The sequence below is a fragment of the Pseudidiomarina insulisalsae genome (genome assembly GCF_003987065.1).
Taxonomy (GTDB): domain Bacteria; phylum Pseudomonadota; class Gammaproteobacteria; order Enterobacterales; family Alteromonadaceae; genus Pseudidiomarina; species Pseudidiomarina insulisalsae.
Genome location: NZ_PIPY01000002.1, coordinates 139,670 through 153,559 on the forward strand (window position 1 = coordinate 139,670; position 13,890 = coordinate 153,559).

Here is a 13,890-nt window from a genome sequence, read left to right on the forward strand (position 1 = left end):
TTTATGAAAATTACTGATATCAAATTAGCGATGTTACGCGTGCCTCTGAAAACGCCTTTTAAGACCGCGTTGCGTACTGTTGAGTCGATCGAAGATATTGTGGTGATGGTGCATACCGATACCGGCCATATCGGTTATGGTGAGGCGCCGGCCACTGCGGTCATTACCGGTGACACTCATGGCTCGATCATTGAAGCCATCGATCGCATTATCAAGCCCAAACTCATCGGCCAGAACGTTTCGGAGCTGAACCATATCGTCGGCTTGATTCAAAACGGCATTATTCGTAACTACAGTGCCAAGGCCGCTGTTGAAATGGCGGTATATGATCTCTGGGGACAGTTTTATAAGGCCCCACTTTACAAAATGCTGGGTGGCGGCGTACCAACCATTTCCACCGACATCACCATAAGCGTTGATTACATCGATAAGATGGTTGCCGACTCGCTGGAGGCGATTGATCGTGGTTTTGAAACCTTAAAAATCAAGGTCGGCAAAGACATTGGCGTCGATATCGAGCGCGTCAAAGCGATTTATGCTGCGGTCGAAGGCAAAGCCCTGCTGCGTCTGGACGCCAACCAGGGCTGGACACCCAAAGAGGCTGTCTATGCCCTGCACAAGCTTGAAAGTGCCGGGGTGCGGCTGGAACTGGTAGAGCAGCCGGTGAAGGCACGTGATATTGACGGCATGAAATACATTACCGAGCGGGTTCATACCCCGGTGATGGCAGATGAAAGCAGTTTTGGTCCGCGCGAAGTCATTGAACTGATTAAAATGCGGGCCGCTGACATTATTAATATCAAGCTAATGAAAACCGGCGGTATTTCAAATGCGATTAAAATTGCTGATATCTGCTCGGTTTACGACATGCAATGCATGATCGGCTGTATGCTCGAGTCGAGTGTCAGCGTTTCAGCAGCGGTGCATCTGGCCGTGGCAAAAGCCAATGTCATCACCAAAATAGACCTCGACGGTCCGTCGTTATGCGCCTTCGATCCGGTCGATGGCAGTGTTCAGTTCAAAGAGTCTGAGATTTCAATTAACGACGCGCCCGGACTCGGTATCAACTCTATTCAGGGACTGGAACCGATAACCCCAAGAAGCTAAGCAAGCCCAGCAGCAGGGCGTAGCGCCCTGCTTTGCTGATAAACACAATGATTAAAAATTGCCAGAACGACAGACGCATCATTCCAGCGATAAACGTTAGGGTGTCGCCGATAAATGGCGCCCACGCCAGCAGAAGTGACCACTTACCGTAACGCTCGAACCACCAGTGCCCGCGATCCAAAGACTTGCCCTGAAACGGAAACCAGCGGCGCTCGCGATACTGCAATAAGAATCGCCCCAGGCCATAGTTGATAACGCTGCCAAGGGTATTGCCAACGGACGCTACCAGCCAGATCATCCAGGGGTTGTACCCAAGCCGCTGCGCCGTAACCACCAGCACTTCCGATTGTGCTGGCAACACGGTTGCCGCCAGTAAGGCGACCAGAAACAGGCTCAGGTACATAGACGCATCCTAGTCTTTCTGATAGCGCTTGAACCACGCTAATGTGTGTTCAATTTTAGCCACCGTACGTGAAGGTTTTGCCGTTACACCATGGTAGGCGTCGGGTACCCGCACCATCACCGTGTCGACCTTTTGCAGCTTTAATGCCTGATAAAACTGTTCGGTTTCAGCCATTGGCGTGCGACGGTCTTTCTCACCGGTAAACAACAGCGTCGGGGTCGTCACATTACCCACCAGAGACAACGGTGAACGCTGCCAGTAGTGTTGCAGATCTTCCCATGGCATGCCAGGGAACTGGTTTTGGATCTGACCAATCGAGCTGTCTGCTGTCAGCGTCTTACTGACCCAGTTGATCACCGGGTTGGTGGCCGCTGCCGCATTAAAACGATCGGTTAAACCCACAGCATAGGCAGTGGCGATGCCACCTGCCGATCCACCCGCAATAAACAGGTTATTCGGGTCAGCAATGCCCATTTCGATCAGTGTATCAATGCCAGACATGTGATCGGCAAAGTCACGCTCTGAAGCATAGTGCCCGTCAAGCAACATGGCAAAGTCTTTGCCATACGAGGTACTGCCACGGTAGTTCACATACAGCACCACATAGCCCTCTGCGGCATAACGCTGATGCTCGGCGGCAAAGAACGGTCCGTAGGACAGATGCGGTCCACCATGAATTTCAACCATAGTTGGGTAGCGCTTACCCTCTTCATAGTCGGGCGGCAAAATATACCAGCCGTGGATTTCAGTGCCATCAAACGACGACTTATAGCTAATTTCGCGCACTTCACCCAGATCACGCTGCGCCAGTACATCCGCGTTTAACGCGGTCATAGTTTTTGGTGCAGCGCCGCTTTGCACCGCAACGTTGGCAAGGTCATACGCCGATGCCTGCGTATAAGCAACGGCGCCGGTGTTGCTGGCAACAGAGTACATACCCATGGTGTAAGGGCGCGTCGCGTAAATGCCGCCAACGTCCGTGACGCGCGTGGTTAGTTTGCCCGCAAGGTCGACTTCAGCGACGGTAATGCGGCCGCGGTCAGCGTACTGTATCGTCAAGCGGTCGCTCCCCACCCACTGCGGGTTGTCCAGCGAGCGATCAAAGTCAGCAACCAGCGCCCGGGTGTCACCCGAAGCCACCGTCATGCTGTGTAAGCTCGCGTTGCGATAAGGTACCGGCTCGTTGTTACCGTGTAAAAACGCCAGGGTCTTACCATCTGCCGACAAGGTCGCCGCGTATTCGTCACCCGGCCAGTCGGTCAGCTGCTGAAGGCTGTTGTCAGCCAGGTTCACTTGCCACAAGTCGCTCTCGCGCGATTGATACTCCCAATCAGCATTGCGATTGGCAGTGAACACCAATGCGCTATCGCCCTTCACCCATGCAAGTGGGCCACGGTGTTGAAACGGACCAGTGGTCAATTGGCGGGCACTTCCGCCCTCACTGGGAACCACAAAGATCTGATTGTAGGACGATGCCATCACGCCACGGCCATCACGCTGGTAAAGGGTTCGCTCGACAATGACCGGGGCCTTGCCCCATTTGGCTTTTTCCGGCTTCTTAACCGACTTCACGCTTTTAGCGAAGTCACTTTTCGGCTCTGGCAGCGCCATCAGAAACGCTAACTGCTGACCGTCGCTGGACCAGGCCAGTTGACTTGGGCTAGGCACCACCTCGGTCACCGGCGCAGTGCGCTGCTCTGCCACCCAGAAGACGTGAATCTGGTTGCGCCCTGAGCGATTCGAGGTAAACGCCAGGCGGCTGCCGTCAGGCGACCAACTGGGGTTGCCGTAACTGTGCTGATCAGCAAACAGCGGGGTATGCTGTCCCGTTTGCGTGTCCACCAGCCACAAGCTGCGGCGGGTGCTGTCGGTCATAATGTCGAAGCTGTTACGAATATAGGCGACGTAGCGACCATCGGGCGATATCTGCACGTCATTGGCGTATTCAAGGGCAAAAATATCTTCAGCCTGCAGCTTAGGTTTCACTGCAACCTGATGCTCGGCAACGGCAGTTTGGTTCTGAGCAAAGGCAGGAGCGCCCGCAACCGCAGTTGCGAGCAGACTTAAGGTAAACAATAAAGGTGCTTTCATAGGTCGCTCTTGTTGTGTGCTTTCATTTGGATAGCTGTGAGCCTACCTAAACAAGCACCCTTAAGGCAACGAATCGCGACCAATGCGGGGGTTTGAGAGTTTAATTGTCGCCAGTTTTACGGGTCAGCTTGTCAAGATAGCCCATGGCAAAGGCCGAACCCACAAAGGTCAGGTGAATAATCACGTACCATTTAATCTTTTCCACTTCGACATTGTCGGCGTTCATAAAGACTTTCAGTAAGTGAATTGATGAAATCGCGACAATCGATGCAGCAACCTTATTCTTCAGACCACCTGAGTCAATTTTACCCAGCCAGGCTAGCTTTTCGGTACCGCCGCTTATATTCAGCGTCGAGACAAAGTTTTCGTAGCCGCTTAGCATGACCATAACTAACAGTCCGCCAACCAGCGCAATATCAATCAGGGTTAGCGTCAGCAGAATTAAATCGACCTCAGGGGTGGTCAGAATAGCTGGAATTGCGTGAAACAGCTCCTGAAAAAATTTCACGCCTAACAGCATGACCGCCAGACTCAGACCTAAATAGATAGGGGCCAGTAACCAACGCAGGCTGTACATTAAATTTTCGACGATACGCTCCATGTGCGCTCCCTTCAGTTTCAATCTCAGGCATTAGTTTACCTATTCGTGCCGTCGCTGACGAGCAAAGTTCGTTTGCCATACCTCAGGTAGGCCGAGCCATGAATAATAATCCTGAAAAAAATGAGTATTTTACCTACAAATTTTAGTGAACCTACCTACAATTAAGGAGTTCCTGAAATAACTAGGGGTTCCAGCATGATCGAAAGTTTGTTTTCAGATGCGGATGCACTGTTCCTGGCGCGTTTTCAGTTTGCCTTTACGGTCGCTTTTCACATTATCTTTCCGGCGTTTACTATCGGCTTAGCAAGTTACCTTGCGGTACTCGAAGGCCTGTATCTGAAGACCCGCAATCCGGTATATCAGAAACTCTTCCGCTACTGGGTGAAAATATTCGCGGTGGCATTCGGTATGGGCGTGGTGTCAGGAATTGTCATGAGCTACCAGTTTGGTACCAACTGGTCGGTATTTTCTGATAAAGCCGGGCCGGTCATTGGTCCCCTTATGGGTTACGAAGTACTGACGGCATTTTTCCTCGAAGCGGGTTTTCTCGGCGTCATGCTGTTCGGCATGAATCGCGTCGGCGAGAAGTTGCACTTTTTCGCCACCCTGATGGTCGCCATCGGCACCGCTATCAGTGCCTTCTGGATATTGTCGGTCAATAGCTGGATGCATACCCCGGCCGGTTATGCCATGAATGACGCCGGGCAATATATTGTCAGCAGCTGGATGGAGGTGATTTTTAATCCCAGCTTCCCGTATCGACTGGCGCACATGCTGCTTGCTGCTTACCTGACCACCGCGCTGGTGGTAGGTGGTGTCGGTGCCTGGCACCTGCTGCGTGACCGGAGTAACGCCGTGGCACGGAAAATGTTTTCCATGGCCATGTGGATGGCGCTTCTGGTTGCACCATTACAGGTTTTCGTGGGCGACCTGCACGGCTTAAATACACAGGAATACCAACCCGCGAAAGTCGCTGCGATGGAAGGTCATTTTGAAACGCAAACGCGGGCGCCTCTGTATCTGTTTGGTATGCCTGACGAAGCAACTGCCACCGTCGACTACGCCATTAAGATTCCCGGCCTTGCCAGCCTGATCCTCAAGCATGATATCAATGCTGAGGTCACCGGCCTTGATGCCTTCCCGCGCGACGAATGGCCGCCGGTTCCGGTGGTGTTCTGGGCCTTTCGCGTCATGGTTGGACTGGGCCTGTTAATGCTGTTTCTGGGCCTCTGGGCCGGGGTGCAACGCGCTCGTGGCCAGTTGTATCAGGCACCCTGGCTGCACCGTGCCGCGGTGGTGATGGCGCCGGCCGGTTTTGTCGCTGTAATTGCAGGGTGGATCGTGACCGAAGTCGGCCGCCAGCCCTGGGTCATTTATAACCTGCTTCGCACAGCTGACGCTGCTTCACCCATTGCTGCGGAGGGCGTTGGCGGAAGCTTATTGGCGTTTATCGTGGTTTATTTCCTGGTCTTTGGTGCCGGCACTTTTTACATTCTGCGCAAAATGGCCGCCAACCCCGAAGACGTTCATATTCCCGACTACGCCAAACCCCAACCCGTGGGAATGGCTGCTGAACGCTTAATGAATGAGGAGGACTAACCATGGACTATGCGCTTATCTGGGCCATTCTCATTTCAGTTGCAGTGTTCGCCTATGTTGCACTGGACGGTTTTGACTTAGGCGTTGCCATGCTCTTCCCGTGGTTCAAAAAAGAAGAAGAGCGGGACATTATGATGAATACCGTTGCCCCCGTATGGGATGGCAACGAAACCTGGCTGGTGCTTGGTGGCGGCGGCTTACTCGCGGTCTTCCCATTAGCCTACTCGGTGCTTATGCCCGCCTTATATATGCCGGTCATCGCCATGCTACTGGGCCTCATTTTTCGTGGTGTCGCCTTTGAATACCGCTTTAAAACCAAGCGCGCCAAAGTACTATGGGACTGGTCCTTTATTATCGGCTCCTTTGTCGCGGCTATGAGTCAGGGCATTATGCTCGGCGCCATGCTGCAAGGCGTAGCGGTGGTTGATCGTGCTTATGCCGGTGGCTGGTTCGACTGGCTCACCTGGTTTACTGTGTTTTGCGGTTTTGCGGTGGTGGTCGGTTATCTGCTACTTGGCGCAACCTGGCTGGTCATGAAAACTGAAGGTGATCTGCAAAAACGCGCTTACCCACTGGCCTTCAAGGCGGGCATTGGCCTGTTTGCCTGCATCGCTTTCGTCAGCCTGTTTCTGCCCTGGCACGACCCTTACATCTATGAACGTTGGTTTACCTTCCCGGCATCCATTGGTTTGTGGGTATTGCCAGTGTTATTAGTGATACTCACAATTGGCCTTTTGAACGCGCTCACCAAGAAGCAGCAGGTGCGCCCCTATTTATGGTCATTGGGTTTATTTCTGATTGCTTACTGTGGCTTCGCGGTCAGTATTTTTCCGTACCTGGTGCCACGCGAAATCACTTTATGGGAAGCCGCCGCGCCCGACAACAGCTTAATTTTCATGTTAGTCGGGGCTGCCATACTATTGCCAATTATTTTCGCCTATACCGGTTACACCTACTGGGTGTTCCGTGGCAAGGTGCGCGCTGACTCGGGGTATCACGACTAATGGCAAAACAAACCTGGCAACGCCTGGGCTGGTTCATTCTGCTCTGGCTGCTTGGCGTTGTCGCCGTCACTACCGTCGGTTTGCTCATTCGCTGGGTGCTTCTTTGAGTTCAGGTTGAAAAATGCTCATGTGATCTATACTTACTGGTAAGGCGTAAGCAAATTACGACAAAAAAGTAAGGGAGGCTATTGATGTCGAATGCAAAACCAATCGAGAAAAATGCAGACTTTACCGCACCCGGCCTGAAAGATAAGGCTGCCAGCGAAACCATCAAGTTGCTTGATGACAGAATGGTCGCGCTGATCGATCTGCAACTGACACTTAAGCACATTCACTGGAATGTCGTTGGCCCCAATTTCATTGGCGTGCATGAAATGCTCGACCCGCAGGTTGACTCCGTACGCGAAATGACAGATACCATTGCCGAGCGCATTGCGACCCTTGGCGGGGAACCATTTGGCACACCCAAGTCACTGGTCGAACGCCGCCGCTGGGACGATTACACCCTGGGTCGCGCTCTGGTCAAAGACCATCTGGTCGCGTTGGATAAAGTGTACGAAGGTGTCAACTCTGACCACCGCGCAGCGATGGAAAAGCTGGCTGATCTTGACCCAGTGTCCGAAGACATGCTGACCGGACAATTGGCCGAGCTTGAGCAATACCAGTGGTTCGTCCGCGCGCACCTTGAATCAGCAGCAGGCGAACTTAAAAGCTAAGCGACAAAGTTCATATCACCAGAAAGGGCTCGCGCTTCCAGCGCCAGCCCTTTTTTATTTCCTGTGCGCTAACCGGCGCTGGGGTAACTGCCTAAGACAGTGACTTTATTACGCAGTTGAATAAGCGTAAGCGCCGCGCGAATGGCACTGTCTTCAAGATGCCCTTCGCATTCCAGATAGAAATGATATTGTCCAAACTTCTGACCGGTCGGACGCGATACCAACGACGTTAAATTGACACGGTAAGCAGCAAATACTTGCAGATGTTCAACCAGTAAACCGGGATGATCGGTATCGTCAATAATCAGTAGCGAGGTTTTGTAGTGCACGCCAGCTTGCGGCGCTTTTCGACCAGCATGCGGCTCACGTACTGCCACAAAGCGGGTTTCATTATGCGCGTAGTCTGTAATGTCATGCTCAATATGCGCGAAGCTTAGATCACCTAAGCAGTGCTCAGGCACGACAGCTGCGGCAGGCTCGCGACTTTGCTGCAGCAATTGCAACGCCTCACTGTTGCTGGCTGTATTCATAATTGGTACATCATAACGGCTTAAGCATTCACTGCATTGCCCCTGTGCCACAAACTGCGCGTAGATTTTCTCTGGCCGCTGGTGGTTGGCAACCAGCGAAAACCGTACCGGAATACTGAGCTCCCCGACAATCTCAAGTGGCCGTTTTACAAAGGTATCGATGACCGGCGACACCATACCTTCGACAATATTTTCAATGGGCACCACGGCAAGATCAGCATCCTGCGGTACGGCTTTGAGCACGCGCGCCAGCGCTGGGTAAAAAGCTAAGGTGTAGTTCGGCAGTTGGCGGCCAAACTCACAGGCGGCAAGTTCTGAAAAGGTGCCGGCGGGCCCCAAAGTAGCGATGCGCATTGACAATCTCGTCGTTCACAGGTGTTTATCCCATAAGGTAAACAGGAACACTGGCGATTGCCAGAGCAACAGATCTTTTCTGATAACCAAATGTCGGGTTTTGACGAAAAAATACCAGTTTTGACTTAAGCTAGGTTATTAGTCAGCTGCTCTAAAGGAACCTGCATATGTCATTATTACGCCTGTTTAGCACTTTTTTCTGTGTTGCATTTCTCGGTGCCGGCGCTCAGGCGCTACCTGCAATAGACGTTGAAACCGTGGTCCGCAATGTCAACGTAATTACCTGGGACGGTCAGCGCGCCCGCGTACAACCGCAGCAATCCATTGCCATTCGCGACGGCAACATCGTGGCGGTAGGCGACAATGTTGCGGGATCTGAAGCGGCCAAGGTCATTGACGGCAATGGCGGGTACGTGATGGCAGGTTTTACTGAAATGCACGGTCATGTGCCGGCGGCGGTCAGTTTTGGCGGTATGCCGGAGCGTTATGCCGATGACATGCTGTATCTGTATATTGCCAACGGTGTCACCACGGTGCGCGGCATGCTTGGTTATACCGATCAACTGCAACTGAAGCGCGATATCGCCGCCGGCACTCGCATGGGGCCAACGCTCGTACTTGCCGGCCCAAGTTTTAATGACCGCACCGTGACGTCGCCTGAACAGGCCGCCGAGCGCGTGCGCGAGCACGTCGCTGAAGGCTGGGATTTATTAAAAATTCACCCGGGTCTGCAACTTGACGAATACCGCGCGGTTGCCGCTGCAGCGCGTGAGGCAGGCATCGATTTTGCCGGGCATGTACCGCTTGAGGTTGGTATTGATGTCGCCATGGCCGAGGGTCAGCGTACGATCGACCACTTAGATGGCTATCTGCGTTATGTTGGCGCCATCGACCGGCCGGTAACCGGAGCAGAGCTGTCACAGTTGGTCAGTATGACGGTGGAAAGCAATACCACAGTAGTGGCTACGCAAGCACTCTGGGCGACTCTGATTGGTGCTGGCGATGCGCGGCAGTTAGCGGCTTACCCCGAAATTCTGCTGGTGCCGCAGCCCGTACGTGACGGCTGGCTTGAGTACTACCCACGCCAGGGTTCAAGTTACTTTAATGCAGACACTGCGGCTATCCAGCAGGAAAATCGCCAGCGGCTGTTAAAAGCCTTATACGAAGGTGGGGCGACCATTATCTTTGGTACTGACGCGCCACAACTTTTCAGCGTGCCAGGGTTTTCTATTCATCACGAAATTCGCTCTATGCAAGACGCCGGTATCCCCCTGGAAGCCATCTACTACACCGCAACTGCTGCTGCGTCGGATTATTTCGCCGAGAGTCACGACCTTAAAATCGGTCATGTGGCACCGGGCTATCAGGCCGACTTTATATTGCTCAAAGACAACCCGTTGGAGTCAGCCGCAGCGCTGGAGCAACCGCGCGGAGTGATGGTGCGCGGCCAATGGCTTGACCGCGCGACCATTGATGCAAGGCTTGAGGAAATTAAGGCAGCTTATGCAGCACCGCCTCATACACAGCCGTAATGACACTGCCATAGTTACCCGTTTCAAACTGCTTACCCACAAACTCGTAGCCCTCGCCCTCTTCTACAATGGGCGAATGGCGCGTGTTGGTCAGTAAAATAATACCGAGATCTAAAGCTGGATCGATGACGGTTGCCGTGCCGGTCCAGCCGGTATGGCCAAAGGCCTGATGGCTTGCATAGGGACCAAAATGCCAGCGCGTTTCGCCATCAGCGGCACGGCGCCAGCCAAGCCCAAAGGAGCGATCACGCGCGTGGGGCGCGGTGAAAATATCCAGCACGCTCTGCTCGAATAAATGCACGTTGCCATAGCCGCCGCCATTGAGCAGGGTTTGCACCAAAACAGCTAAATCAGGACCGGTGGAAAACAGACCCGCATGCCCCGCGACACCTGCCATGGAGTAAAAAGCTTTTTCGTCATGCACTTCACCCTGTAGGGTGTAGGTACGGATGCCCGGAAACTCAACGCGTCCGCCACGGGTATTGCCTTGAAGCTCTGTGGCCGCATATTCATGCGCTAAGCGCCCTTTGCGTAGCGGGGTGAACAATGTGTCATGCAAACCCAACGGGGCATAGATATGCTGCTCAACATATTGATCGAGCGGCATACCACTAACACGTTCAACAATGGTACCGAGCAATTTAAAACCGGTATCGCTATAGGTCGCCTTGACCTGATTACCGATGCTGAACGGTACCTGGGTGGCGATCAGTTGCTGGGTTTTGGCTTTATCCCGCGAGTAAAATAGTTTGCCCAGTTTATTTTCCGGATCAAAAAAATGAACCTGCGGCCCATAACCCGACTGGTGATTCAGCAAATCGCGCACACGGCGCGCTTCGCGCCCTTGCCCGCGGTATTCTGGCAGGTAGTGGTAAACCGGCGCATTGACATCAAGTAAGCCGCGCTCGACCAGATGCATCATGGCCATCGCCGTCGCAAAGGACTTGGTATTTGATGCAATATCAAAGCCGGTTTGCAGGGTCATGGGCGTTGGCGTGGGCAGCAGTTCACCATTTTCGTCGTAGCGTTTGGCATAGCCATAAGCGCTTTGTTTAATAATTTTGCCATCCTTAACCACGACCAATACTGCACCAGGAAAGCCATCGGCGATGTCCTGCTCAATTAAAGCGTCGACCTCGCTAAAGGCTTCACGATAATCATTACTGGCGTCGACGAGCATCGGATAAGGTATTTGCACGCGCAGCTGCGCACCTTCTGGCTGCACTGATTTAACAAACAAGGTATTCAGGCCGTCTTCGGTGCGACGCCGTAGCGAGTAGTTGTAGACCTTCTCGCCGCGTAGTGGCGTCGCCAGATTCAACGTCTCGCCGTTGACTTGAATCTCCGCAGTCACATCCTGGCTGGCTGAGAGGGTAATTTCGCTACGCCCCTGATAAGCTTTAAAGCCTAACTTGTCATTTACTCCCTCTCGGCTTGAGCGTTCTGCTTCCGGCTCTGGGAAAACTGCATCAATTTGACCCTGTTTAACCTTCGTCACTATCACAGGTGTAGCGGCAGTCTCTGCTTCATACCGTTGCCATAATAACTCTAGCTGATCAGGGAAGTAGCGTTCCAGCAACGCAAATACCGCGGCACTGGTCTGGCTGTCATTTTTGCCGTCCACCTTCCATGGCAAAAAGTGCATCTGAAAGGCTGACAACGCGCTGCGGGTTTGTTCGTCATATACGCCGGTCTCTATCACCCCGTAACCGTAGGCGCGCAACGCAGCTTGTAACAAGCCAATACGCACCGGCTGCAGATTAAACTGACGCCAGAAACGTGCCAGCGTCGCTTGCTCGTACCAGGCGCCCACCCCCTGCTGATACAGTTGGTACCAGGGAAAACGCGGACCCGGATCGTTTTTGCGCATAAAGGCGATATCAGAATGACCCACCACCGCAGTCGGATGAATGTCCGGGTGGCGCGCTAAAATTTCCTGTGCGAGTTCAATCACTTTTTGAATTTGCTCAGGATCGTAGTCCGGGAAGGTGCACAAACGGTTCTCGCCGTGCTCGGCCCGCCCTGGCTGCTGCCGGGTGTCCCACTGACACTTAGGTACATTGACAATCTCGATACCAATGGACGAGTCATTGAGCTCGGTGCGGCCCTGCCAATAGGAGTCGCCGGCATGCCAGGCACGGTCATGTTCATCGACCAACTGGAAGATTTTGATGTCGTCATAAGGGTAGCTGGGGTCGCCGCCCTCGGGCACCAGATAATGGGAACTTAGCCCCTTGGGTTCGACCAGCGCACGCACGCTTTTCTCATAATCAATGGCGGTGTAATGCAGTACTAACGACTTCACCCGCTGGCTGTAATTCGCCGACGGCATTTGCTCATAATCGTTACTGCTACAGCTGCTTAACGCCAGCAGCGCAAGCAGACTTAGACTCGCTTTTTTCATCACTGTTAAACTCATCATGCCTGGCAATGTTTCCGGATAAATGCTGCGTGGCTTGGCAGTTGTGCCACCGACTGTTTAAAAATGCCCTGAATGGTCTTTAAATGCTGCTGTAAATTGGCTGCAGGCATCTGCTCAGCCAGAGGATGCACGTTTTTTGGCGTCAGACCCTGACCATGGAACATTGAAAACCAACTGATTTCATTAAATAGCTCGTTATTACTGTTGCGAAAAATACTGGCATTTTCACGATAGAGCTCGAGCCGCTCCTGCAACGAATCGGGTATCGCCATATCGCGGCAATAGCGCCAAAAAGCAGAGTCATCACGCGCGGTTAACTTATAGTGACACATGACGAAATCGCGAATATTGGTGATTTCTTCAGCCGTGTAACGGTTAAACGCGTGGGCCCTTTCTGTCATACTGCCTGCGCCTGGTAGTAAGCTAATCAAACGCATAATGCCAGATTGCGTGAGTTGCAAACCCGTCGACTCCAGCGGCTCGATGAAACCTGCGGATAGGCCGATTGCGCACACATTGTGCTTCCAGGCTTCATCCCGGCGGCCATTCATCCAACGCAAGTGATTGGCCTTGGAGTCAAAGTTGCCGATGGTTTCACGGAACTCACGCTCCGCTTTATCGCTGTCGGTAAAGCGGCTCGAATAAACCCAACCCTCGCCGGTACGATGTTGCAGCGGTATTTTCCAGCGCCAGCCCTCATGATGCGCAATCGAACGGGTATAGGGCAAAATAGTATCGGCGTCATGCTGGCCCGGCAATGCCACCGCGCTGTCACAAGGCATCCACTTACGCCAGTCATGGTATTCAACACCCAGCGCTTCACCAATGAGTAGCGCTTTAAAGCCACTGCAATCAATAAAGAAGTCAGCCTGTAGCTCGCCGTGCTGTTCCAGTATTAAGGCCTGAAGAGCACCATGCTTCTGCGCTTGTTTTGCTTCGAGCATGCGGTCTTCAAGCGCCACTACACCGCGCTGCGTAGCGTATTTTTTCAGATAGCGGGCGTACGCATGTGCGTCAAAATGATAGGCATACTTAATATGGCCCAGCGGACTGCGCTTGTCGGCAATGGGGCGACTGAATTTGTTGCCATTCGCCATACTCCACTCAAGGTTCAGCTCATGCAAAGGCATCGCCGCACCTTGCCCCTGCTCACGCTCATGGCGTAAATAATAGTGATGAAACGGCACGCCGTTTAATGTCACGCCATAAGGACCAAAGGGATGCATGTACGCATCGCCAATGTTCTGCCAATTCTCGAAAGCGATACCCAGCTTAAAACTACCCTGGGTTTCACGCAAAAACTCGTCCTCGTCAATCTGTAGCAGTTGGTTGAATTCACGTATGCCCGGAATGGTCGCTTCGCCAACGGAAACCGTGCCGATGGCGGACGACTCCACCAGAGTGAGTTTGTAGTGCTTTTGATCGAGCACTTTGGCAAGAGCCGCGGCAGTCATCCAACCGGCGGAGCCGCCACCGAGAATGACAATGTGATAAGGCTGAGTCATGGACACATTCACCCAAAAGCTGAAGG

The 13,890-nt window shown here is 53.0% G+C and carries 11 protein-coding genes; 5 read left to right on the top strand and 6 right to left on the bottom strand.

Features of this window, described 5'->3' with window-relative positions:
• Positions 1 to 3 precede the first annotated feature (3 nt).
• Positions 4 to 1,107, top strand: a complete 1,104-nt coding sequence (locus CWI71_RS02235) for a dipeptide epimerase (RefSeq protein ID WP_126753633.1) — start codon at positions 4 to 6, stop codon at positions 1,105 to 1,107.
• Here CWI71_RS02235 and CWI71_RS02240 read toward each other — a convergent pair.
• The 3 genes from CWI71_RS02240 to CWI71_RS02250 form a co-directional block, all read right to left on the bottom strand.
• A complete protein-coding gene (locus CWI71_RS02240) occupies positions 1,070 to 1,510 on the bottom strand; it encodes a YqaA family protein (protein WP_126753634.1) in 441 nt (146 codons plus the stop codon). The genes CWI71_RS02235 and CWI71_RS02240 overlap by 38 nt on opposite strands.
• A 9-nt stretch (positions 1,511 to 1,519) precedes the next feature.
• Complete coding sequence (locus tag CWI71_RS02245; RefSeq protein WP_126753635.1) at positions 1,520 to 3,601, bottom strand: S9 family peptidase; 2,082 nt, start codon at positions 3,599 to 3,601, stop codon at positions 1,520 to 1,522.
• 100 nt (positions 3,602 to 3,701) lie between these two features.
• Positions 3,702 to 4,202, bottom strand: coding sequence for a TIGR00645 family protein (locus CWI71_RS02250; protein WP_126753636.1), 501 nt, complete (start codon positions 4,200 to 4,202; stop codon positions 3,702 to 3,704).
• Positions 4,203 to 4,397: 195 nt separating this feature from the next.
• On the opposite strand from CWI71_RS02250, the gene CWI71_RS02255 reads away from it, so the two are divergent.
• The 3 genes from CWI71_RS02255 to dps all read left to right on the top strand — a co-directional run bounded on the left by CWI71_RS02255 (position 4,398) and on the right by dps (position 7,521).
• Positions 4,398 to 5,801, top strand: coding sequence for a cytochrome ubiquinol oxidase subunit I (locus tag CWI71_RS02255; protein ID WP_198678708.1), 1,404 nt, complete (start codon positions 4,398 to 4,400; stop codon positions 5,799 to 5,801).
• Positions 5,802 to 5,803: 2 nt separating this feature from the next.
• Positions 5,804 to 6,805, top strand: coding sequence for a cytochrome d ubiquinol oxidase subunit II (gene cydB, locus CWI71_RS02260; RefSeq protein WP_126753637.1), 1,002 nt, complete (start codon positions 5,804 to 5,806; stop codon positions 6,803 to 6,805).
• A gap of 191 nt (positions 6,806 to 6,996) precedes the next feature.
• Complete coding sequence (gene dps, locus CWI71_RS02265) at positions 6,997 to 7,521, top strand: DNA starvation/stationary phase protection protein Dps (RefSeq protein WP_126753638.1); 525 nt, start codon at positions 6,997 to 6,999, stop codon at positions 7,519 to 7,521.
• A gap of 68 nt (positions 7,522 to 7,589) precedes the next feature.
• Here the strand turns inward: dps and CWI71_RS02270 are convergent, their stop codons facing one another.
• Positions 7,590 to 8,405 (bottom strand): prephenate dehydratase, encoded by an 816-nt coding sequence (locus CWI71_RS02270; protein ID WP_126753639.1) that lies wholly within the window; start codon positions 8,403 to 8,405, stop codon positions 7,590 to 7,592.
• 167 nt (positions 8,406 to 8,572) lie between these two features.
• Between CWI71_RS02270 and CWI71_RS02275 the strand changes: the two genes are divergently transcribed.
• A complete protein-coding gene (locus CWI71_RS02275; RefSeq protein WP_126753640.1) occupies positions 8,573 to 9,937 on the top strand; it encodes an amidohydrolase family protein in 1,365 nt (454 codons plus the stop codon).
• Here CWI71_RS02275 and pbp4b read toward each other — a convergent pair.
• Positions 9,897 to 12,341 (bottom strand): penicillin binding protein PBP4B, encoded by a 2,445-nt coding sequence (gene pbp4b, locus CWI71_RS02280; RefSeq protein WP_241967580.1) that lies wholly within the window; start codon positions 12,339 to 12,341, stop codon positions 9,897 to 9,899. The genes CWI71_RS02275 and pbp4b overlap by 41 nt on opposite strands.
• Positions 12,342 to 12,355: 14 nt before the next feature.
• Positions 12,356 to 13,864, bottom strand: coding sequence for a tryptophan halogenase family protein (locus tag CWI71_RS02285; RefSeq protein WP_126753642.1), 1,509 nt, complete (start codon positions 13,862 to 13,864; stop codon positions 12,356 to 12,358).
• Between the last annotated feature and the right edge of the window lie 26 nt (positions 13,865 to 13,890).

What these genes read in the sequence shown, in the direction of transcription:
- CWI71_RS02235 (WP_126753633.1), top strand. Translation starts at nt 4, where the DNA reads ATGAAAATTACTGATATCAAATTAGCGATGTTACGCGTGCCTCTGAAA.
- CWI71_RS02240 (WP_126753634.1), bottom strand. Translation starts at nt 1,510, where the DNA reads ATGTACCTGAGCCTGTTTCTGGTCGCCTTACTGGCGGCAACCGTGTTG.
- CWI71_RS02245 (WP_126753635.1), bottom strand. Translation starts at nt 3,601, where the DNA reads ATGAAAGCACCTTTATTGTTTACCTTAAGTCTGCTCGCAACTGCGGTT.
- CWI71_RS02250 (WP_126753636.1), bottom strand. Translation starts at nt 4,202, where the DNA reads ATGGAGCGTATCGTCGAAAATTTAATGTACAGCCTGCGTTGGTTACTG.
- CWI71_RS02255 (WP_198678708.1), top strand. Translation starts at nt 4,398, where the DNA reads ATGATCGAAAGTTTGTTTTCAGATGCGGATGCACTGTTCCTGGCGCGT.
- cydB (WP_126753637.1), top strand. Translation starts at nt 5,804, where the DNA reads ATGGACTATGCGCTTATCTGGGCCATTCTCATTTCAGTTGCAGTGTTC.
- dps (WP_126753638.1), top strand. Translation starts at nt 6,997, where the DNA reads ATGTCGAATGCAAAACCAATCGAGAAAAATGCAGACTTTACCGCACCC.
- CWI71_RS02270 (WP_126753639.1), bottom strand. Translation starts at nt 8,405, where the DNA reads ATGCGCATCGCTACTTTGGGGCCCGCCGGCACCTTTTCAGAACTTGCC.
- CWI71_RS02275 (WP_126753640.1), top strand. Translation starts at nt 8,573, where the DNA reads ATGTCATTATTACGCCTGTTTAGCACTTTTTTCTGTGTTGCATTTCTC.
- pbp4b (WP_241967580.1), bottom strand. Translation starts at nt 12,341, where the DNA reads ATGAAAAAAGCGAGTCTAAGTCTGCTTGCGCTGCTGGCGTTAAGCAGC.
- CWI71_RS02285 (WP_126753642.1), bottom strand. Translation starts at nt 13,864, where the DNA reads ATGACTCAGCCTTATCACATTGTCATTCTCGGTGGCGGCTCCGCCGGT.